This is a genomic window from Chloroflexota bacterium (assembly GCA_016235055.1).
In the GTDB taxonomy this organism is placed as follows: domain Bacteria; phylum Chloroflexota; class Anaerolineae; order JACRMK01; family JACRMK01; genus JACRMK01.
On sequence record JACRMK010000091.1, the window covers coordinates 1 to 22,142 of the forward strand.

18 protein-coding genes are annotated in these 22,142 nt (G+C 65.5%); 10 read left to right on the forward strand and 8 right to left on the reverse strand.

The window, feature by feature from the left end:
- The first annotated feature begins 87 nt into the window (after nt 1-87).
- Complete coding sequence (locus HZB53_20895) at nt 88-1,050, forward strand: hypothetical protein (protein ID MBI5880114.1); 963 nt, start codon at nt 88-90, stop codon at nt 1,048-1,050.
- 175 nt (nt 1,051-1,225) lie between these two features.
- Here the strand turns inward: HZB53_20895 and HZB53_20900 are convergent, their stop codons facing one another.
- The 7 genes from HZB53_20900 to HZB53_20930 form a co-directional block, all read right to left on the reverse strand.
- Nucleotides 1,226-2,089, reverse strand: coding sequence for a GIY-YIG nuclease family protein (locus HZB53_20900; protein MBI5880115.1), 864 nt, complete (start codon nt 2,087-2,089; stop codon nt 1,226-1,228).
- 57 nt (nt 2,090-2,146) lie between these two features.
- A complete protein-coding gene (gene rsmG / locus HZB53_20905) occupies nt 2,147-2,875 on the reverse strand; it encodes a 16S rRNA (guanine(527)-N(7))-methyltransferase RsmG (protein ID MBI5880116.1) in 729 nt (242 codons plus the stop codon).
- A gap of 128 nt (nt 2,876-3,003) precedes the next feature.
- Nucleotides 3,004-4,068 carry a hypothetical protein gene (locus HZB53_20910; GenBank protein MBI5880117.1) on the reverse strand — a complete coding sequence of 355 codons (1,065 nt, stop codon included), beginning with the start codon at nt 4,066-4,068 and terminating at the stop codon, nt 3,004-3,006.
- A 62-nt stretch (nt 4,069-4,130) separates the two neighbouring features.
- Nucleotides 4,131-6,731, reverse strand: a complete 2,601-nt coding sequence (locus tag HZB53_20915) for an ABC transporter permease (protein ID MBI5880118.1) — start codon at nt 6,729-6,731, stop codon at nt 4,131-4,133.
- Nucleotides 6,732-7,093: 362 nt separating this feature from the next.
- Nucleotides 7,094-8,710 carry an amidohydrolase family protein gene (locus HZB53_20920; GenBank protein ID MBI5880119.1) on the reverse strand — a complete coding sequence of 539 codons (1,617 nt, stop codon included), beginning with the start codon at nt 8,708-8,710 and terminating at the stop codon, nt 7,094-7,096.
- Between the two features lie 314 nt (nt 8,711-9,024).
- A complete protein-coding gene (locus tag HZB53_20925) occupies nt 9,025-10,506 on the reverse strand; it encodes a hypothetical protein (GenBank protein ID MBI5880120.1) in 1,482 nt (493 codons plus the stop codon).
- 246 nt (nt 10,507-10,752) lie between these two features.
- Nucleotides 10,753-12,687, reverse strand: coding sequence for a S9 family peptidase (locus tag HZB53_20930; protein MBI5880121.1), 1,935 nt, complete (start codon nt 12,685-12,687; stop codon nt 10,753-10,755).
- A gap of 131 nt (nt 12,688-12,818) precedes the next feature.
- Between HZB53_20930 and HZB53_20935 the strand changes: the two genes are divergently transcribed.
- Nucleotides 12,819-13,796: a hypothetical protein gene (locus HZB53_20935; GenBank protein ID MBI5880122.1), complete on the forward strand. Its 978-nt coding sequence runs from the start codon at nt 12,819-12,821 to the stop codon at nt 13,794-13,796.
- A 216-nt stretch (nt 13,797-14,012) separates the two neighbouring features.
- On the opposite strand, the gene HZB53_20940 is transcribed toward HZB53_20935, so the two are convergent.
- A complete protein-coding gene (locus HZB53_20940; protein MBI5880123.1) occupies nt 14,013-14,717 on the reverse strand; it encodes an N-acyl homoserine lactonase family protein in 705 nt (234 codons plus the stop codon).
- 141 nt (nt 14,718-14,858) lie between these two features.
- On the opposite strand from HZB53_20940, the gene HZB53_20945 reads away from it, so the two are divergent.
- The 8 genes from HZB53_20945 (at nt 14,859) to HZB53_20980 (ending at nt 22,114) form a co-directional block, all read left to right on the forward strand.
- Entirely contained in the window at nt 14,859-15,707 is an 849-nt protein-coding gene (locus HZB53_20945) for an LLM class flavin-dependent oxidoreductase (GenBank protein ID MBI5880124.1), read from the forward strand.
- 24 nt (nt 15,708-15,731) lie between these two features.
- Nucleotides 15,732-16,679, forward strand: a complete 948-nt coding sequence (locus tag HZB53_20950) for an ABC transporter ATP-binding protein (protein MBI5880125.1) — start codon at nt 15,732-15,734, stop codon at nt 16,677-16,679.
- Complete coding sequence (locus tag HZB53_20955; protein MBI5880126.1) at nt 16,676-17,527, forward strand: ABC transporter permease subunit; 852 nt, start codon at nt 16,676-16,678, stop codon at nt 17,525-17,527. The genes HZB53_20950 and HZB53_20955 overlap by 4 nt, the downstream gene beginning before the upstream one ends.
- Nucleotides 17,524-18,843 (forward strand): hypothetical protein, encoded by a 1,320-nt coding sequence (locus HZB53_20960; protein ID MBI5880127.1) that lies wholly within the window; start codon nt 17,524-17,526, stop codon nt 18,841-18,843. The genes HZB53_20955 and HZB53_20960 overlap by 4 nt, the downstream gene beginning before the upstream one ends.
- Nucleotides 18,844-19,121: 278 nt before the next feature.
- On the forward strand, nt 19,122-19,535 hold the full coding sequence (locus HZB53_20965) for a YjbQ family protein (GenBank protein ID MBI5880128.1): 414 nt from the start codon (nt 19,122-19,124) through the stop codon (nt 19,533-19,535).
- Nucleotides 19,536-19,597: 62 nt separating this feature from the next.
- Nucleotides 19,598-20,515 carry a ribokinase gene (gene rbsK, locus HZB53_20970; GenBank protein ID MBI5880129.1) on the forward strand — a complete coding sequence of 306 codons (918 nt, stop codon included), beginning with the start codon at nt 19,598-19,600 and terminating at the stop codon, nt 20,513-20,515.
- Between the two features lie 4 nt (nt 20,516-20,519).
- Nucleotides 20,520-21,209: a DUF624 domain-containing protein gene (locus HZB53_20975; GenBank protein MBI5880130.1), complete on the forward strand. Its 690-nt coding sequence runs from the start codon at nt 20,520-20,522 to the stop codon at nt 21,207-21,209.
- Nucleotides 21,210-21,784: 575 nt separating this feature from the next.
- Nucleotides 21,785-22,114: a TraR/DksA C4-type zinc finger protein gene (locus HZB53_20980; protein ID MBI5880131.1), complete on the forward strand. Its 330-nt coding sequence runs from the start codon at nt 21,785-21,787 to the stop codon at nt 22,112-22,114.
- Nucleotides 22,115-22,142 lie beyond the last annotated feature (28 nt).

The following is a 22,142-nucleotide window of genomic DNA, read 5'->3' on the forward strand; positions in this document are numbered from 1 at the left end:
CCGACTCCAAAATGAGAATTGCTGCACGGTGTACGGGCGTTCAATCGTGTACGGGCGTTCAACTGAACGCCCGCAAGGAGGCACCCGATGGCTCTACCGACCGATGCGGTGCTCGATTGGCTATTGGAAGGCGACCCGGCGATTCGTTGGCAGGCGTTGCGCGATCTGCGCGGTGCGGCGGAACGCACCGTTACGCGAGAGCGGAAGCGGGTCGCGCGCGAGGGCTGGGGCGCGCAACTGCTGGCGCTTCAGGATGCCGAAGGCACGTGGGCACACGGGTTGTATACGCCCAAATGGACCTCGACCCACTACACGCTGATGCTCCTGCGCGACTTCGGCCTGCCGCCCGACAACGCGCAGGCGCGTCAGGGCTGCCGGTTGCTGCTCGACGGCGGGATCCAACCCGATGGCGGCATCAATAACGATCTTGGGGCGAAGAAGACGCGCCGGGGCGAGACGTGCGTGACGGGGATGACACTGTCGCTGCTCTCGTACTTCGAGCTGGATGACGAGCGGCTTGACGTCGTGGCCGCTCACCTGCTGGAGGAGCAGATGCCCGACGGCGGTTGGAACTGCCGCCGCCCGCTCGGCGCGACCCATTCGTCGTTCAATACAACTATCAGCGCGCTCGAAGGCTTGCGTCACTACGAACTGCATCGGGGGAGCGCCCTTCGACAGGCTCAGCGCACGCAGCGGGCGGTGCGCGCCGCGCAGCGCCGGGCGCGTGAGTTCCTACTGCAGCACCAGCTGTTCCGCTCGCACCGCACCGGCAATATCGTCAAGACGATCTTCACGCGCTTCTCGTTCCCGCCGCGCTGGCACTACGACATCCTGCGCGCGCTCGACTACTTCCAGGCCGTCAACGCGCCGCGCGACCCACGACTGGCCGACGCAATTGGTATCGTAAATGAAACGCGGGCGTCCGACGGGCGATGGTCATTGCAGAACACCTACACGGGCAAGACCTTCTTCGAACTGGAGCGGCGTGGCGCGCCCAGCCGCTGGAACACGCTCCGCGCCCTGCGGGTGCTGAAGTGGTGGGAAAGGTGACAACGGCGACAACGGACACGGAAACGGACAAACGGACTGACGACGGCTGCGATAGAAGCGCATTGCATGCGCCCAAGCCAGGCACAACGAGCAGACCGCACGGGTTTCGGTGGCCCGAGCGATCTTCGTGTAGCAGCCGGGTATGTCGCTGCCCCCGCACTTCCATCGGCGGAGTTTATGCTTGGGATGAGTATGCCTCCTGCAAGACTGCTTTCAGCTTGTCTTGCGTCTTTTCGATCAGCTTTACCATAGCTCCGGCGATTACTAATGGGTGCGTGGTTCGCTCAAACATGATGGCAAGTGCAAGTCCCGCATACTCGAACCTCTTGACTCCCTTCACGGGCCCCGGAAACGAGAGTTCCAACTCTGGCTTGAAGCTCTGAACTGTCGCCACAACCTTCTGCTGGTTTGGCTGCTGTTGTTCGATAAAGATCTCGACACCTATCTTCTGTACGCCATCATCACTATGGAGTTGGAAATTGTACTTGGTGCGATCAGCCCATTCCGGCGGCCAGTCAGAGGCAGACACGGCAGCCCAGACCTTCTTGATTCTACCGATTTCCCGAAAGCCTGCCGGCGCTATCTTCTCATATTCTGACTGGATAGCCTTGAACTCACGCGTAGCGTCACGATGGTCGGGCTTGGAAACACTGCCGTAACGATCTTTCCATTCTACTGTGGTGATCCGCTCGAATTTGTGCGCGCCCTGCCCACGATTCTGGTTTGTTAGATTCTCTACACCTATCAGATCTATGACGACGCGTTCAACTAGTGAGGTGACGGCGTCATCCCACAAGTTCCAAGCAATAAGTTCAATCTTTGGTTGCTGCCCATTCTCGCGGATCTCCTGGATCACTTCGACCTTTTCAGATTCGCTCGCGTCGCCAAGATGTTCAAAAACGCGGTTGCCCTGCCCTTTACCAACATAGAAGATCTTGCTTCGCTTGTTTGCGTCAGGGAAACTGTCGGGGTAGCTGTAAAGGTAAATGTAACGCTGCAGTACGGTGCGCTCTTCTAGCGTGAAGTCCCGCTCTGTCATGGATTTCTCCTTTTGCTTGATTGTTGAATCTGAATCCGGTGGCCAGCGGCGTAACTGCTACCTCAACGGCTTCTTCGCCGCCAACCCCTCCCGCCGCGGGTATTCGTCCGGCGTCGGCGCGACCTTCTCGCCCACGATCAGGTGTCGCTTCGCTTCGATCCCCGGCACGTGCACCTGCTTGACCGTGTCCAGTTTTCCGCCGAGTTTTTCGAACGCGCCCTTGGCGGCGTTCACCTCGCCCTGCACCGTCTCGCCCTTCCACGCCACGCACAGCCCGCCGACGCGCGCGAACGGCAGCAGGTACTCGGCCAGCGTGTTCATCTCCGCGAGCGCGCGCGCCAAGACCAGGTCGTGCCGCTCGCGCTGCCCGCGCTGGTGAGCCACCGTCTCGGCGCGCCCCCAGGCCACATGCACATCGGTCAACTTCAGCGCCGATACGACGTGCTCCAGGAAGTCGCACTTCTTGCGCGTCGCTTCCAGCAGCGTCAGTTGCCAGGTCGGGCAGACGATCTTGAGCGCCAACCCCGGCAGCCCTGCACCGGTACCGACGTCGATCACGGCGATGCCCTCGGCGCGCACCGGATAGCGTTCCGCCAATGCGAAGAGCGACAGCGAATCGAGGAAGTGCCGGCTCACGACCTCCGCCGGATCGGTGATCGCCGTCAGATTAAACTTCGCGTTCCATTCCAGCAGGGCGTCGAGATACGCCGCGAACGCCTGCGTCTGCGCCTCGCTCAGCTCAACGCCGAACGCGCGCGCGCCGGTCATCAGTTGGTTACGATCCAATGTGGACATCGGCGTCAACGGATTCTGAACGGATCAACGGATGAGGCGTCATGATCGACCGCAGAGGCCGACCAGTGGTCGGCCCCTTTCGCGTCTTTCGTGTTATTTCGTGGTTCTCGTGTTCCAAGCTATCGTGTTCCAAACTCGCTCCACAACACGTTGACGCCGGCCGTCGAATCGGGCCGCATGAGGTACACCTTCTCGTTCGGTCCGCCGAGGTAGCAGTTCCACAAGCGCGGGTACGCTGTCAACTCGCACTGGTGGCCGCTGGTGAACGCGTACTCCCGCTCCAACGCCCAGCCGAGCCGCGCGCGGGCCGCCGGCACATCCACAAACTCGCCGCGCCACAACATGCCGAAGCCGCTCAGCGGCTCGAAGCGCCCGGCCGGCGGCGTCTCGCCGGTGCGGTTGTCCGGCGACGCGCCCGGCTTCAGCCGCACGGCGGTATAGGTGTCCACGGTTTGCGGCGTGCCGTCATTGAACACGGTGAACGCGTCCGGCTGTGCGGTCCAGACCATGAAACCGTGGTCAAAACGCTGGAACGCCGCCTGCGAGAACTGCGCCGTGTTGACCGGGCAGCGCAGCGGCGGGTTCGCCATGAACCACTCGCGGAAGCCACGGCACTGCATGAATACCCGCACCGACGCCAGCTCGGACAGCCCGCCGCTCCGCGCGCGCAATACATAGCCAACCCATTGCAGATCGGCCTCTGTGACGGTGATCATGCGCGTTCCGCTCAGCGGCACATCCACGCACTGGCTGTCCACCGGTCCGGGGCCGAACAGCGGGCACAGTTGCGCCTGTTGCCCGGTCGCTTGCCAGGTAAACGTAATCTGGTCGCCGATCGCATTCGTCGTCGTCGGGTTGGCCGTGAACGACAGCACCTTCGCTACCGGGAACGGCGTCGGCAGCGGCCGTGTCACCGTCGCGGCCGGAGGCACACTGGTCGCCGTGGCAGTTGCGGTGGCCGGCGCAGTCGTGGGCGATGGCGGCACGCTCGTAGCGGTTGGCGACGCCTGCGTCGCTGTCGGGGCTGCCGTGGGCGGCGTGGTCGGCGGCGCGACGGTGGGTACGGTTGTCGCTATCGTCGCAGCCGGTGTGCTGGGCGCCGGCGTGGCGCGCGGCACCGTCGGCGATTCGCCGCACGCGGCCAGCATCGTCGCCAGCATCAACAGGGCAATCAGGCGATTCATGGGTCCCTCCGATCACTTGGGAGACCTCACAGGTCTGCGAGACCTGTGAGGTCTGCTCTGCACTACTCATGCTGGATCGCGGCGACGATGTTCGTGCTCGCCGCGCGCCACGCCGGGTACAGCGCCGCCAGTTGCGAGACGACCAGCGCGACGATCACGCCCTCGACCAGCGCCGCCACCGGCCAGACGAATTGCAGTTCATAGCCGTTCAGGTCGTTCACGCCGCGCAGCAGGATCTGCGCCAGCGCCAGCCCGAACACCAGCCCGAACAGCGCGCCGACGATGCCGATCGCCGCCGACTCCGACAGGATCAGCTTGCCGATCTGCGTGCGCGTCATGCCGAGGCTGCGCAGCATGCCGATCTCGCGCTGGCGCTCCATCACGTTCATGATCAGCGTGTTGATCACGCCCAGCGCCGCCACAATCACACCGATCAGGTTCAGCACGTCGAACAACGCGAACGACTGGTCGGCCACGCGCGCGATGCGCTCGTGGTACTCGTGTGACGTCTCGATCCGCAGGTGGTAGCTGCCCGCGTAGCGCTCTTTGATCGCAGCCGCCACCGTCTCGTGGTCCGCGCCCGGTTGCAGCTTGACCGTGAAGCTGCTCACATCGTTGAGTCCCCAGTAGCGGCGCATATCCTCCCAACTGCCGGTCACCGTGCTGCCCTGCGCTATAAATGTAACGATGATACCTGCCACCTCGAAATCCGACGGGCCGCGGCGCGTGTTCAGCCGGATCGTGTCGCCCTGCTTCAATCCCAGCCGCTCGGCCAGCGACGCCCCCAGCATCACGGCATCGCCGCGCATCAGTTTGGCCGCCAACTCGGCCTCGCTGCCCTGCGTGCCGGTCACGAACTGAAAGCGCGCCGTCTGCAGGTACGTCACCGGGTCGATCGCTTCAAACAGGATCGAAGTGTCGGCGTCGAGCATGCCGGTCGCTGTGTCGATCCGCTTGACCGGGAAGTACCGCTGGGGCGTCGCCACGCGCACGCCATCGACGGTCAGCATCCGCTCGCCGAGCTCCGTGCGCATCGGCAGCGGGGAGAAGACGTACAGGTCGCCGCCGAGCGCGTTCTCCATCCACTTGTTGATATCCTGCCGGAACGCGGCGGTCAAGCCGCTGAGCCCGATGATCATCGTCACGCCGACCATCAACGCGCCGACGGTCAACGCGGTGCGGCCCGGCGCGCGCTGCACGTTGCCCGCGCCCAGCGCCCCTTCGCCGCCGAACAGCGCGCGCAGCACGCGCCGCAGCACGCCCTCCAGTCGCTGCATCGCCGCCGGGATCAGCAGCGCCGCACCGATCAGCATGCTGAACATGCTGAACATGCCGACGGCCAGCAGTATCTCGCTGGGGAACGCTGCGAAGAATACCAGCAGCAGCGCCAGCACGATCATCGCCAGTCCGACCAGCCAGCCGATCCGGTTCAGCCGCCCCGCGCCACTCTGCCCGGCCGGGCGCAGCGCCTCCATCGGCGCAATGCGACTGGCCCGCCGCGCCGGCAGAAACGCCGCGAACAGCGTCACGATGATGCCGGTCGCTACGGCGATGATGACCCCGTCCAGCGGCACGGTTGCCTTCGGGATCTCGATCTGCATTGTCTCGGCCATCAACGCCGTCAGCCCGCTCGCCATCGCCACGCCGGCGCCAACGCCCAGCGCCGTCCCGCCGATGCCCAGCAGCAGCGCCTCGCCCATCACCAGCACCATGATCTGCGGGCGCGTCGCGCCCAGCGCGCGCAGCATGCCAATCTCGCGCGTGCGCTCCACGACATTCATGTTGAACACGTTGTAGATCAGGAACGCGCCGACGAACAGCGCGACCGCACTGAAGAACGCCAAGCCCTGTTGGTATGTTTCCAGCAGTTGTGCGACCAGTTGCCCGCGCGACGCCGGGTAGCTCACTGTAAACCTGGTGCCCAGCTTATCCTCGATGCGCCGCCGCACCGTCTTCAGAGCATCCGTCGAGTTGGCCAGCGCCGGCTCGACCACCACGTCGAGCATGTCGATGTTGCGGCCGCGCTCGAACTTGTCCTGCAGCACGCGCAGCCCGACCACGCCCATCCGGCCGTTGTTCAGCCGCCCGACGCCTTCCTTCTTGATGATGCCGACCACGCGGAACGACTCGATGCCGGTCGCCGTCAACAACTGGATGTTCTTGTTCAGGCTGATGTGTTTGTCGTCGGCGTACTCCTTCACCAGCACGATCGCCTGCTCCTCCGCGTCGCGCAGCAGGCGCCCTTCGATCAACTGGTACACGCGCGCCTCGCCGTCCACCAGCGGGTCTGCGCCGAACAGTTGCAGTTCGCTCCCGCCGACTGTCGCGAAGTTGACCGCCAGTTGCCACTGTCCCGCCTCGCTCGCCAGCAGGCTGCGCGCCGACGCCGATGGCGCGACGGTCTGCACGCCCTCCACCGCCGCCACGCGCGCCAGCACGTTCTGGTCGAACCCGTCGCCCATGTCGTTCGCGCTCTGCACGATCAGTTGCGACTTGCCCGACACTTCATCGAACAGGTCGCCGATCGAAGACAGCGTCGACTGGTTGGTGATGGCGACGGCGAGGATGACCGCGACGCCGAGCACGATGCCGGCCGTCGTCAGCAGCGTGCGCGTGAATCGCGCGCGCATATTGCGGAACGCCAGTTGGTAGAAAGAGCGCATGGGTGGACTCAGACTTCGCAGATCTTTGAGACCTGCGAAGTCTTCTGAATTATCGTGATACGGGGGGCGATTGTCAAAGATTTACTGAACGTGGAAAAAGTATGGGGCAACCGGGCAGATGTGGTTGCCTCGCTCTTATGGGGTTTCGTTTTATAGGTGTCCTAGTTTGTCATGTTGAGCGCGAAGGCAGGGCCTATGTCCTTTGGCTCGTTACGCGCGCGAAACATCTGAAATGCCACAACCCAGATTCTTCGCGCGCGAAGCGTGTTGCACTCCATCGGTCTTGCCTCCGCGCTCAGAATGACAGTGGCTTAGGACATGCTCAACGCAAGACAGTACTACACTCCGCCTCCGGATTCCGGCTACCCTTTCCACCCCGGCCCGCGCACGACCATGCCTGGCTTCGCGCCAGTGTGCTCGCCGTCCTTCAGCACCTGCACGCCGTTGACGAAGACGTGCGACATGCCGGTCGCGTAGCGGTGCGCGTCCTGGAACGTCGTGTGCTCGTGCACCGCCGCCGGGTCGAACACGACCACGTCGGCGTAGTAGCCGTCGCGCAGCGCGCCGCGCTTCTGGATTTTCAGATTCGTGGCTGCCAGCATCGTCAGCCGGTAGATCGCCTCTTCCAGCGGGATGATCCGCTCGTTGACGACGTACTTCTCGATCAGGCGCGCGAAGTTGCCGTAGGCGCGCGGGTGCGTGCTCGACTTGAGGAATACGCCCTCCGGCGCCAGCGACGGGCTGTCGGAGCAGAACGACACCCACGGCACGCGGATCTGCTTGCGGATATTGTCCTCGGACATCTTGAAGTAGACCGCGCTCGGGTTCGCCTCGTCCTCCAACACCAGGTCGAGCAGCACCTCGTCGGCGGGCTGCCCGCGCATCGCGGCCACCTCGGCCAACGTCTTGCCCATCAGCGGCTTCATATCGTCCCGCTTGAACGAGACGAGCAGGATGTTCTCCGCGCCGGCGGCGGCCAGGTGGCTCTCCCACTCGCCGTTCTTGACCGCCATGTCCTGCTTGATGCGCGCGCGGGCCTGCGGGTCGCGCAGGCGCGCCAGCAGCGCGGACCGGCCGCCCTCGTGCGCCCAGCCCGGAATATTCGAAGCGACGCTGGTGCCCGAAGCGGTGTAGGTGTACATGTCGGCGCTGATCGCCAGCCCGGCGGCGCGCGCCTGCTCGACCCTGGCGATCGCCCCATCCATTTTGCCCCAGTAGTCCTTGCCCGACGCCTTCAGGTGGTAGATCTCGGCCGCGCAGCCGCCCTCGCGCGCGATGCGGATCAACTCATCCACCGCTTCGAGGAAGCGACTGCCCTCGCTGCGCACGTGCGAGATATACATGCCGTTGTACTCGCCGACCACCTTCGCCAGCGCGATCAGTTCATCGGTGCCCGCGTAGCAGTCCGGCGCGTAGATCAGCGACGACGAGATGCCGAGCGCGCCTTCCTCCATCGCCTGCCGCACCAGTGCCTGCATGCGCGCCAGTTCGCCGGCGTCCGGCGCGCGCGATACGTGCCCCAGGACGTTGACGCGCACGACCGACGCGCTGGTAAATGAAGCGACATTGCATGAAATGCCGCGCCCGGCGACGTGGTCGAGATATTCGCCGAGCGTCGTCCAGCTGATATCGTAGTTCGCATCCGGCAGGAACGCCTGCACGCGGCGGTCGGCCTTCATCGCGTCGTTGAGCGGCCCCATCGCCGCCATGCCCTCGCCCATCACTTCGAGCGTAACGCCCTGGCGGATGTCGGACTGCGAGCGGCCGTCCACCAGCAGACCGATCTGCGCGTGACTCAGCATGTTGATGAAGCCGGGCGCAATTGCCATGCCATGCGCGTCGATCTCGATGACGCCCTCCGCCCCGTCGAGCGCGCCGACGGCGGCGATCTTGTCCTCGCTGATGGCGACGCTGCCGGCATACGGCTTGCCGCCGTCGCCGTCGTAGATGATGCCGTTTTTGATCAGAATGTCGTACATGGTGGTGTCCTTGTATGGGTGAGGTCGGGCGAAGCATTCACAGGCACGCCCGACTGTATTGTGCGCCGCGCACGCAAATGCTTCGCCCCTACTTTACGACGGCGCGGGCGCGCTGTCAATCGGGTCAACGGATAGAGAACGGATAGTCGGATGGGGGCGGCGTCATCCGTTCATCCGCTATTCATCCGTTGACCCGCTTGACAGAATCAAAAGACCCTTCGGGTTTCCCAAACCCGAAGGGTCTCCACCTACCGCCTCGATCCATGAAACCGGCTCCCCGCCCATCGTCCGTTTGTCCGTTGCCTCGTCCGTTGTCACCTGCGCGGCGGCATCACTGGCGGGCGGATCGGCCCACTGTGCCGGCCGACCAGCACGGTGCACAACCCGCCGCGCTGCGCCACGTTGACCACCTGCTTCTGTGAGGCGCGCCCCAGCACCGACAGCCCGCGCTTGGTCGCCGCGAAGCCGAGCACGAAGTAGAACGGCGCCATGTGCACTTCGCCGTCGTCGTCCACCACCGGGAACTCCGCGACGTTCGTGCGCGCGATCTTCTGCACCACCCAGCCGGACTCGGCATCGGTGAGCGCCGCCTGCATCACCGTCTCCCACTCGGACTGCTCCATGCCGCATCCGATATGCACGCCGGCGCCGCCGTAGGAGCGGTTCGGTTTGATCACCAGCCGCTCGCGGTTGCGCCGCGTGTACTCGATCAGGTCGATCGGCCAGCCCTCCGGGCCGGTCGTCATCGTCTCGCGCAGCAGCCGCGTCCAGAGCACGTGCCGCTGGAAGACCTCCTGCTGGTCGGGCGTGAAGTACCTTGCCCAGTTCGGGTCGGTCAGGATCTCGAAGCCGCTCTTGTGGTCGAAGTCGCCGGCCATCGACGAGATCATCCGGTTGGTCTTGAACAGGTGCTTGAGCGGGCGCACGTCGACGCCGTCCGATTCCAGGTCGATCACGTCGCGCAGCTCGTAGTCGCGGTAGCAGACATCGACCGGCGTGCCCCCGTAGAGCACCTCGTCGCCCTTCAGTTGCAGCTCGGTCGGGTCGGCGTGGAAGACCGGCAGTCCCTGCGCGCTGTAATAGGCTTGCAGCGCCGTCTGCTCGTTCGGCCCGTCCATGATGAACTTCGGGTCGACCAGCGCGATCGCGCCGCCGTGCCGCCGGATCGTCTTCGCCTGGTCGCGCATCTCCTGCATAAACAGATCGCGCAGATCGTAGAGCGACTCCAGTTCAAGCTCCGGCGCGACCTCCTGGATGGCGGGTGCGATGACGTCGAGGATGATGCTCTCGGCGGTCGGAATCAGGTGCACGCCGCCGACGCCGGTCAGGTTCGCCTCCATGAACTCGAGCGCCTCTTTCCAGGCCGGCGTCGTCAGGTCGGTCATCGCGTCGAGCCGCCCGAAGATCGAGTGCTTTTGGCTGTGTGCAGGCGTCCAGAGCTCCTGCAACCACCGGTCCTCAGTCTCGCTTAGCGGCAGGATCGTGCGCACCGCTTCGTTCTGCAGGTACAGGTCGGGTACCTGCTTGAGCGCCTCGATGATCGTCAGCGTGGCATAATGGTAATACGACGACTGCTCGGGGAAGATGCCGCGCGGGCAGAGCATGACGTTGATCACTTCTTCGCCGCTCTCGCGATAATAGACGAGGCTGCGCTCGCGCGAGAGGTCGTGCACCCGGCGCACGAGGTCCGCGAGCTGACCGCGCGGCAGTTGCAGGAACGCGCGGCGCAAGCGCGAATCGAGGCTGAGCGCGCTCAGGCCACGTTCGTCGGCGGGTGAAAGCGGGTGCGAAGACATAGGCGCATCCTTGTTGATCGATTTGAGGCGTCCGAAAGAATGGGAGCATCATACCCGATCAAATGCGCTTGTCAAAACCACCGTGTGATTACGAGGAATCCACGACCGGGGAGGCGCGCGGCGCACCTCGCCGGAGCGGCGCCCGTGCTGTGCGCTGCCCGGCGTAACCGGCCGAGAAGCGCAAGATCACGTCACGGGCATGCGCCGGGTCTCAGTTCACCGGCCGGGCTTCGCCCGTTCCGCCCGTTACTGCACCAGCCGCTTCACGAACCAATCGACCACGCGCTTCCACAGGTCGAGGTTGTGCGCCTTCTCGCTAAAGCCGTGCCGCTCGCGCGGGTAGACGACCAGTTGCGTCTCGACGCCGTGGTCCTTGAGTGCGCGGTGGAATTCGTAGGCCTGCGCCACCGGCACGTCGGGGTCGCGCTCGCCGTGCACGATCAGTGTCGGCGTCTTGATGCGCTTGACGTACGTCAGCGCGGAGAACAACTCGTACGGGTTTTCCTTGTCGCTGTCGTACGGGTCGGCGCGGTAGAACGTCGTGTCGAACGTCGGGTACTTCGTCAGACCGTGGAACGAGCGCCAGTTGGCAATGCCCGCGCCGGCCATCGCCGCCTTGAAGCGGTCGGTCTGGCCGACGGCCCACATGCTCATGAAACCGCCGTACGACCAGCCTGCGATGCCGAGCCGCGCCGGGTCGGCGATACCCTGCGCGATGAGGTGCGACACGCCGGTCATGATGTCCTGGAAGTCCTTACCGCCCATGTCGTCGAGGTTCGCCTCGGCGAAGGCCACGCCGCGCCCGGTGCTGCCGCGTGGGTTCGGCAGGAAGACGACCAGGCCGGCCGCCGCCAACATGCCGATCCAGCGCATCATCAACGGATACTGCCAGTAGTACGCCGAGGTCGGGCCGCCGTGCACCACCGTGACCATCGGGTGCGGCGTGCCGGGCTGGAAAGTGCGCGGCTTGAGCAGGTAGCCCTGCATGGCGAGGCCATCTGCTCCGAACCAGTGAATCGATTCCATTGCGACCGGCTCGAACTCGTCGACGTGCGGGAACATATCGGTCAGCCGCTTCCATTCGAGCGCATCGCCGGCGCGGCGTCCGAGCCAGACATCGCGCGGCGCGGACGCCGATTCGCGCACCAGCGCAATGGCGCGGCCATCGGTCGAGGCGCTGAAGACCGGCTGGTTTCCGTTCGAGACGGACACGTCGCCCGACCAGTGCTTGCGCATCGCGCCGCCAGCGAGGTCGATCTCGCCGATGACCTGCCGCGTCTCTTCGAGCGCCAGGAAGGTCAGTGTGCGCCCGTCGGCGCTCCACTTCATCCATGAGACGCTGCCGACGTAGCCGGGCGTCAGGTTGCGCGCCTCGCCGCCGGCGACCGGCACAACATACAGATCGCCGGCGGTGACGCCGCGGTCGCTCCAGGTGCTGGTCAGAAACGCGACGTGCGCGCCATCGGGCGACAGGAGCGGCCGGGCGAGTTGCCGCTTCGATTGGTGCAGGACGGTTTCGCTCGCCGCGCCGGGCGCGCAGACCGAGATACGCGACTGGTACCACGACCACTCGTAAGGTGTATCCGAGGCTACGAACGCGATGCGGTCGCCGGCCGCCGAGACATCGAACTCCCAGGCGTGCCAGGCGCCGGCGGTCAGCGGCGCGACCGTGCGCGTCGCCAGATCGACCGCGTGCACACGCGACAGCTTGGGATGCTCCTCAAACTCGAGCGCGTCGTCCTTGGCGTCGTGGCGGCGCTTCTCCTCGTCGGATTGCGGATCGGCAATCAACAAGTAAATGCGCTTGCCGTCGGCGGCCCACACATAGTCGTCGATGTGGCCTTTCACCTCGGTTAGCGGCGACGCCTCGCCCATGTCGCGCGGCAGCAGGCAGACCTGCATGTGGCCGTCCTCGGCGCGGTCCGATAGGAACGCCAGCCATTGACTGTCCGGCGACCAGCGCGGGCGGCGGTCGGCGCGCGGGCCGCGCGCAATCTGCCGGGCGTCGCCGCCCTGCGCGCTGACCAGCCAGATGGCGCTGCGCATCAGTTTGGTGTCGGTCCGGGTGCGGTCGCCGACTTCAAATGCGACCCAGGCGCCGTCGGGCGACACCTGCGCGTCGTGCACGGATTTGAACTCGACCGCGTCGGACACGGTCAGCTTGCGTTGGGCTTGACTCATGGGTTCTCTCAGATGACCGGCAAGGTGGGCTATAGCGAGCGTGCCAGGGCACAGTATAAGGCGAGCGGCGGCGTTGCGCAAGCGGTTTGGCGCGCCAAGACCGGCATGGTAAACTGCCTGCCGGAATCCGCATGCAACGCATCCTGAACAACCTGTTCATTGTCGTGTTCGGCCTCGTCGTTGGCCTGCTGCTGGGCGAGGGGCTGGCGCGCGTCATGTATCGCGGCCCGTGGTACGAGCAACTCGCCGCCGAGCAACTGGGCGGCGACTGGACGGCGGGCGTCTGGAGCAACTCGCTCGGCCTGCGCGACCGGGAGTACGCAACGCCCAAGCCGCCCAACACGCGGCGCGTGCTCTTCCTGGGCGACTCGTTCACCTACGGCTCCGGCGTGGCCGACAACAACGCGATGTTCGCGCGCCTGATCGAGAAACGGCTGGCGGCGGAGTTCGCGCCGCGCGGCATCACCATCGAAGTGCTTAACGGCGGCATCGCCGGCAGTTTGACGACCGACTGGGTGGAACTGCTGCAGAAGGTGAAGCGTACGTTCCAGCCGGATGTGATCGTGGTGGTGTTCTTCCTGCGCGACGGCACGCGCACGTCGGCGCAGAACAGCTTCTTCGAGCCGATCCGCGACCAGATTGTGGCGCAGAACCAGCAGTCCACGCTTTACCAGAACATATATCTGTACCGCTGGTTCAAGGACTTCCAGGACCGGGCACTGATCTCGACAACGTTCACGCAGGCGATCATTGATGCTTATTTCGGCACGCCGATCCAGCAGCAGGAGTGGCGCACAGCGCAGTTCAATATCAAGCAGATCAAGGCAATCGGCGAGGAAGTCAATGCGCGGGTCGGCGTAGCCGCCTTCCCGATCCTGGCCGAGCTCAACGCGCGCTACCCGTTCACGGCGGTCTGCGACCTGGTCGTGCAATTCAGCAAGGACAACGACCTGCCGGCGCATAACCTGCTGCCGGCGTACATTGGACAGAACGCGCCTGATCTATGGGTGTCGCCCGCGAACCAGCACCCGAACGCGCAGGGACACGCCATCGCAGCCGACTCGCTGTACCCGTTCGTGCGGCAACTGCTGCTGGATACGCTGAAGTAGGCAGGAGCAGGCCCTTCGGGTGTTTAATACCCGAAGGGGCCCGTCTCAGGGCCTTTTCATAGTCGGGGTCCAAACTGCCCCCTTCCTAACCTTCCCCCGTTCGCAACTGCAGCGAACAGGGGAAGGAATCAATTCCCTCGCCTGCGACGCCGCTTTTGCGTCGCGGGAGAGGGTTAGGGAGAGGGCAAATTCGACTTTGAAAAGCCCTGGTCTCGTCTATTCGTAGTACTCCGGCGCTTTGCGCAGCGTCGCCCACTGCTTGGAGTCGTGGCCACAGACGGTCAACTTCACCCCTTCGCGCGCGATCACGTCTTTCATCTTCTGAATGCTGGCCTGCGCCGCCGCCGGGTCCATGTCGGACGGGTTGGGCTCATAAGTCGCGGAATCGAACTGCGTGAGCCTGGGCGCGGCGTCGATTGCGAGCAGCACCGGGCCAACGCCAGCCAGCCGCACCAGCACCGACTGGTGTCCCGTGACGTGGCCGCTCGTGTCGAGCAGTTCGACGCCCGGCACGAGCGCGGAATCGCCATCGACCATGCGATAGCGCAGTACCGGGTGATTCCAACTCGCCCGGTACCGGTCAAAGCGTTCCATAGCCTCGCTGTGCACCAGGTTCCAGTGACGGCGCTGCACGACGCACTCGGCGGCCGTGAACAGGTCGTGCGCACCCGAATGGTCATAGTCGAAGTGCGTGCAAACGAGCGTATGGATGTCGGCCGCCTTGAGTCCGGCCAGTCCGAGTTGGTGCAGCACGTGGTCTTCCGGCTTGACGAGGAGATTGGGAAAGGGATGCGTGCCGACCGCGCTCGCCGGAAAGCCGGTATCCACCAGGATGTTCGTGCCGTCATCCGCGCGAATCAGGTAGCCGGGGAACGGCGTGCCATCGTTCTCCAGGCCGTACTGCAGTAGGTACAGGCGCATGTTGACATCCTCCCATGGGAAAGATTGCGTGCGCCAACATTATACCTGTTGTGCCGTCATTTTTCGTTGACGGCGCAGCGCTCGCGTGTTATGCTGTCGTCAGAAGCCGAATGCTCGTGTATGCAAAGGGGGGCGATGGGTATGCATTACGGTATCGGTATCCCCAACGGCAGCATCCATGCCGACCTGCACACGCTGGTGGGATTCGCACAACTCGCGGAGCAATCCGGCTGGGACGGCGTCTTCCTCGAAGACTACATCGTCTGGCAGAGCCATCAGGACGTGCCGACCTACGACCCGTGGGTCGTGCTGGCGGCGATGGCGATGGTCACGACACGGGTGCGGCTCGGCGTGATGGTATCTGCGCTGCCGCGCCGCCGCCCGTGGAAGGTCGCGCGTGAAGCGGTAACGCTCGATCACCTTTCACACGGCCGCATGACACTCGGCGTCGGGATTGGCGACACGCCGTTCGACGTCGGCTTTACGCACTTCGACGAGCAATTGGACGCGCGACGGCGCGGGCAAATGCTCGACGAGGAATTGTCGATCATCGCCGGGCTGTGGCGCGGCGAACCGTTCCAGTTCCACGGCGAGCACTACCGCGTGGATGAAATCACCTGCCTGCCGCGCCCGGAGCAATCGCCGCGCATCCCGATCTGGGTCGGCGGGCAATACCCGCGCAAGGCCGCGATGCGCCGCGCGGCGCGCTGGGACGGCGCTACGCTGTACCGCGCCGACAACAGCGACATGTCGCCGGACGACGTGCGCGCGCTGGCGGCTTTCATCCGGCAAGCGCGCGGCACGCTCGACGGCTACGACATCGCGGTCGGTGGCCGCGCGCGGCGCGCCGATTGCGACGCGGAATGCGCACATATCCGCGCCCTCGCCGACGCGGGCGCGACGTGGTGGGGCGAGTATCTTGATCCGGAGGTTGGCGGCGTGGAAGCGATGCACGCGTATGTCGCGCGCGGGCCACTACGAATCGAGTGAGCCCCGCTGTGCTATAATCCGCTTGTGATCCGCACGGAGAATTTAAGCAAGTTCTACAACGGCTTCAAGGCCGTTCAAGACCTTAACCTGAATGTGCGCGCCGGCGAGATTTACGGTTTCCTCGGCCCCAACGGCGCGGGCAAAACGACCACGCTCACGATGCTACTGGGCATCACGCGCCCGACGCACGGCAAGGTCTGGCTGTTCGGCCAGGAACTGCGCGATGACTACTTCGCCATCAAACGGCGCATTGGCGTCGTCTCGGAGCGGCAGTTCCTCTACGACGACGTCAGCGGGCAGGAGTACCTCGAGTTCTTCGCGAAGCTGTACCGCGTGACCGCTGCCGCGAAGCGCATCGACGACCTGCTCGAAGCGGTACACCTGGCGCCGTTCCGCGACGTCCTCGCGCGCGACTACTCCAACGGCATGAAGCAAAAGCTCGGCCTGGCGCGCGCGCTGCTGCACGACCCCGATCTGCTGATTCTCGACGAGCCGGTCTCCGGGCTCGACCCGCACGGCATCATGCAGGTGCGCAACGTCATCCTCGAGCAGCGCCAGCGCGGCAAGGCGATCCTGATCTCGTCGCACGTGCTGTCGGAGATCGAGCGCACGGCCGACCGCGTCGGCATCATCCACCGCGGCCGGCTGCTGGCCGAGGACCGCATGGACAACATTCGCCGCCGATTGCAGCCGCAGGCGCAGTTGGAAATCGAGGCGCAGGGTGACCAGCCGGCGCTGGTGGCGGCGCTGCGCGAACTGTCGTGCGTGAGCAGCGCAGAGGCGCGCGGCGCGCTGATCGCCGTCAGCACGCCCGCCGATGGCGACTACCGCGCCCCGATCTCGCAGTGCATCACGAGCCATGGCGGCGTCATCCTCGCCATGCGCCAGGTCACGCTCTCGCTCGAAGAGGCGTTCGTCACCATCACCACCGACAATGTGGCGCGCCTGACCGACGCCGGGAAGGCCGCATGAACGCCCGCTCGCTCTGGAACCCCGACCGCTGGCACGCGCTGGCGACGCTGCAGAAGCGCGAGCGGCGCGGCCTGCTGATCGGCCCGGGGCTGTACGTCACGGTCGCCATCGCGCTGCTGGCATCGGCGATCGTCCTGCGCAACAGCCTGCAGTTCGCCGCCGACAACACGGTGGCGGTCATGAGCCGCCCGCTGATCGTGCCGTTCTACTTCAGCATGACCATCGCCGCGCTCTATCTTGCACTCACCGCGACGACGACCGTGGCGCGCGAGCGCGAGCAGGGCGTGCTGGAGACGCTGTTCTATGGCCCGATCGACGAGACGGCCTACATCGCCGGCAAGTTCGTCGCACCGCTGCTCGCATGCGCCGTGGTCGCGCTGGCCGACGTGGCGTGGGGCCTGCTCGTCGCGTGGCTGTCCAACCTGTACTTCGCGCCGGACCTGTTGTGGGTCGCCGCGCTGTCGGTGCTGGCGGGCGGCATGCTCGTCGCGTTCAGCCTGCTGGTCTCGACGGCCACACGCAGCGCGCGCGCCGCCGTGATTGTCTTCCTGCTGATTGTCGTAGTCGTCGCGGCGGTGCAAATCGGCTACGGCGTCGTCGCCACGGCGGTCGCCACACCGGAGGCCAACCGCGCCAACCCGCTGCTCTTCCTGCGCGACGTGCTGCAACTGCTGAACCAGGTCGCGGACTGGGTGTCGCCGTTCGCCTACCTGAGCCGGGGCATCGACGCACTGGTTGTTGGCGACGCCGCCGGGTTCGCCAGCGCGGCCGCGCTGACGGCGGCGGCAACGGTGCTGTGCCTGGCGCTGGCCGTGCGCAGCCTGCAGCGGCGCGGGGTGCGGCCATGATGCGCCTGTTCCGCCTGTGGCTGGCGTTCGGCACGCTGATCGTGCTGACAGGGGCTGCGCCGGCCGGTGCGCAGGCGCCGGAGCGCGTGCCGGCGTTCGTGTACGCCGTCAACGCCTATATGCCGGACGGCTACGCCGCATCCATTTACCTGCCGCAGCACGACACGCTCTACCTGCTGGCCGACCAGCCGAACGCCGTCGCGCCGCGCAACACGCTGATCTACTTCTGGCCGATCGACAACGAGTACCGCGCCGACTGGACCGCGCGCAACGATCTGGTCAGCAGCGTGCTGGAGATCAGCGGCAACAACCGGCCGCCGCAGACATTCGACCTGACCAACTACGTTGTGCAGTACGATACGGCCGAGCCGTACGACAGCCTGCGCATCACCACCGGCGCGGAGGCGCAGCAGCGTTACGACGCGTTCGTGGACGAGCGCAACAACTACTGGAAATCAGTGCAGGACTACCAGGACCGCTTCGCCGAATACGGCGCGAAGCTGGACGAGGCGGTGAAGAACTCCGAAGGCGGCACCAAGCCGCAGCCGGTGCCCCCCGCGCCGCAGGAGCCGCCGCCGTTCACGCGGCAGAGCTCGGTGCCGGTCAAATCGTTCGTGTTCAGCCTGCCGGCCGGCGAGTACCGCATGCGCCTGCGCGACCCGGGCGGCGCGTGGCTGCCGGGGCTTGACCGCAAGCTGGTGGTGTTCCGCGAGCGGCGGCAGGCGATCAGCTACAACGTCGTGCCGCAGAGCAAGTGGACCAAACCGGAGCAGTCGGACGATCCCGGGCAGGCGATCTACGCGCCGGGACAGGCCACGCTCTACTTCGCGCCGTTCCTGGCGGCCGAGTACAACGATCTGTACTATGCGCGCCTGGCCAACCCGCAGAGCACTGAGGGCCGGGTCGACCAGTGGCAGTGGATCCGCCTGAAGGCGCTGGAGGGCACCACCCTGCACGTGCGCGGCCAGGACGGCGCAACGCGCGCCGTGCTGTTCGCCGGCTACCGCGTGAACCAACTGCCCGGCGCCGCGCTCGGTTATGAAGTCGTGGACTACAACCCCAAGACGATGCGCGGCTCGCCGTCGTTCACCGGGTTCAAGCTCGTGCTCGACGCCAGCCAGCCGACATTCTCGATCGAGTTGAAAGACAGCGACGGCCGAGTCATGCCGGGCAGTCAGCGCGAGGTGCGCGCACTGCAGCCGGTCAACACTGTGCTCTGGTTCGCGCTGCCGGCCGTGCCGCTGCTTGCGGGTGCGGCCATCATGCTCCGCCGCCGGCGCGGCTTCGCCAAGCTGCCGCCCGACGCGCAGGGCTGATGCGGTTTGAGTATTCTGCACCCACAGCGACCGGGATGCTTCGCGCGCGCTGCAAGCCGAACAATAAAGCATTTGGCCTTCGCGCCGCTCAGAAACTTTGCCGGGTCTTTGCGACAAATCGTCACAGCTTGTCGCCCCGGCGAAAGCCGGGGCCCAGGGGCAACACCTCTGGATGCCGGCTCCCATGGAAATAGGCAACTCCAGGCGTAGGGCCAGGTCTTTGACCTGGCCAACTGGACGGGTCAAAGACCCGTCCCTACAACGACACGCCCATTTCCATGCGCGAGTGTGCGTCCCTGGCCAAGACCGGACCCGGCACCGAGATGGTCAACGTCAGCGCGCAGGTGCAAGCGATCGTCGCGCGCAGCGGCGTGCAGGAAGGCATCTGCGTCGTCGTGCTGCCGCACACCACCGGCGGCCTGACCGTCAACTCCTACCTCGACCCGCTGACGCCCGCCGACCTGGTCACGGAGTCCGATCGGATCGTGCCGACGCGCATCAACTTCCATCACCAGGCCGACGGGCCGACCGACGCCTCCGGCCACATCAAAGCATCGTTGTTCGGCAACTCGCAGTCGTTCATTGTCACCGGCGGGAAGCTGCTGCTCGGCCACTCACAGGCGATCTTCTTCTGCGAGTTCGACGGCCCGCGCGACCGGCAGGTGCACGTGCGGGTCATGCGCGACACATAAAGGCAGTGAACGGTGAACAGTGAGCAGTCAACGGTTCACTGTTCACTTACAAGGGGACTCCTATGCCTGCACGCGTCGTAGTCGTCGGCAGCCTGAACATGGACCTGATCGTCCGCACCCCGCGCATGCCCGCGCCCGGCGAGACGATCCTCGGCGGCCGCTTTGGCACCGCACCGGGCGGCAAAGGCGCCAACCAGGCGGTCGCCGCCGCGCGGCTGGGCGGCGCCGTGCGCATGATCGGGCGCGTCGGCCGCGACGGGTACGGCGAGGAACTGCGCGCCACGCTGGCGCGCGACGGCGTGGACGTCGCGCGGGTCGGTGTCGATCCCGACGCCGCGACTGGCGTCGCATTTATCGCCGTGGATGACAGCAGCCAGAACAGCATCATCGTGGCGTCGGGCGCAAACATGCGCGTTAGCGCGGCCGACGTGGACGCCGCGCGCGACGTGATCGCCGGGGCGGGCATGCTGGTGCTGCAACTGGAAGTGCCGCTGGAAGCCAACGAGCGGGCAATTGCGATTGCGCGCGCGGCCGGCGTGCCGGTCATTCTCAACCCGGCACCGGCGCGGCCGCTGCCCGCCGGACTGATCGCCCAGGTGGATTACCTGATCCCAAACGAGAGCGAAGCATCCCTGCTGACCGGCGTGAACGTGTCGGATGTGGCGAGCGCGGAAACGGCTGCGCGGCAGTTGATGGCGCAGGGCGCGCGCACCGTGATCGTGACGCTCGGGGCGAAGGGCGCGCTGGTCGTTGAGGTCGGCGGTGCAACGCTGCTGCCGCCGTTCGCCGTGAAAGCGGTCGATACGACGGCCGCCGGCGACGCGTTTGTCGGCGCGCTATCAGTGGCGCTGGCGCAGGGCATGCCGCTGGCCGGCGCGGCGCGCTTCGCGAGCGCGGCGGGCGCGCTGACCGTCACCAAGCCCGGCGCGCAGCCGTCGCTGCCGCGCCTCGCCGACGTGCAGGCACTGCTGGGCGCCTGAGCCGATGCAGCTCGCCTTCAGCATCTTCGGGCGCTCCCTGCGGCTGCTCTACCAGAATCTCTGGCCGCTGCTGTGGTTGAGCACGCTGTGGGTGCTCGCCAGCGTCCTGCTGGTGACGTTGCCGCCCGCGACCGCCGCGCTGTATGCCTGCGTGGACGAACTGGTCGCCGGGCGCGATGTGCCGACGCGCGCCTTCTTCGCGGCGCTGCGCCGCTACTTCGTGCGCGGGTGGCTGCTGTTCGCCATCAACACGCTCTGGCTCGGCGCGGCGGTCTACGGGACGCTGTTCTATCTGAGCCAGAGCGGCCCGATACAGATTGCCATCGTCGTGCCGATCTACGTGCTGCTGTTCGGCGCGCTGCTCCAGCCGTATCTATTCCCCCTGCTGATCGTCCAGTCAGACAAGAGCGTGCGGCTGGTCTATCGCAACGCGATTGTGCTGCTGCTGCGCCAGCCACTGTTCACGGTCACGGTCAGCATCATGCTGGCCGCATGGACGTTTATCGTTATCGCGCTGAACGGGCCGGTCCTGGTGGTGGCCGTGGCGGCGTCAGCGTTCCTGCAGTGCCTGGCGCTGCGGACCGTGCTGCCGCTGGCGTTGCCGCCGGGTACGCAAGCGGAGGAGGGCGGTGGAGCACAATCCTCGGAAGACACGGATCGTGACGAGCAAGCACAACCGAACTGGCCGGAGTAACGCTGTCGAGCGAGAAATCTCGCCCGCCGATGCACTGAGATTCTCCGCCAGCGCAACTCGCAGATCGAGTGTCACCGGCCTGGATGCCGGCTTCCATGAAAATGGATCGCATCCTGTGGTAGGGCCAGGTCAAAGACCTGGCCGACTGGACGGGTCAAAGACCCGTCCCTACATTGGCAGGACTATTCTCATGCGCGAGTGTGCGCCCCGGCGCATCACCAACTTTCGCCGGCATGACCGATTGATGGCCTCGGGCAGACAGCCGGGGCTGCACTCACCGCACTCGACCGCAGGTGCTTCACAAACCGCAGCATAACCTCCTTCTCGCAACACCTCGGGGTGCATTTCAGTTCTGGGGCCGGGTTGGGCATGTAAGCCGGCCAAGACACGTCATGCCGTCGTCCGCCGGCATCCAGCGGTGTTGCCCCCTGGACTCCCGCTTCCGCGGGAGTGACGTCCTGTTCCGCCACAGATATCGGTTCTCCCCCCAACCTGAAACACCCCGCCATCTCGCAACTCCTTGCATGCGCCTCATGAATGGGCTAGAATAAGTCGTAGTGAGCGACGGAGGTATCATGGCGCACACGAAACAAGCCGAACGAGCGCACATCGAACACGAAATCGCCGAGGTGCAGGGCGAACTGGAGCGATTGCGTGAGAAGCTTGAAAACAAGCCGGAGTGGACGCTGGGCGCGGGCGATCCGAGCGTGCAGGAGTGGGAGATGAACTACACGCTGAAGCAGGACGCTGAACGCCGGCTCAAGTCACTGCAGGTCGCGCTCGACAAGGTCGAGCACGGCCGCTATGCCATCTGCGAGGTCTGCGGCCAGCCGATCGACCCCGAGCGACTAGCGATCGTGCCGGAGACGACGCGCTGCGTGGTCTGCGCGCGCAAAAAGCATTAGCCGAGGCGCTCGCGATGGATGGGCAGAC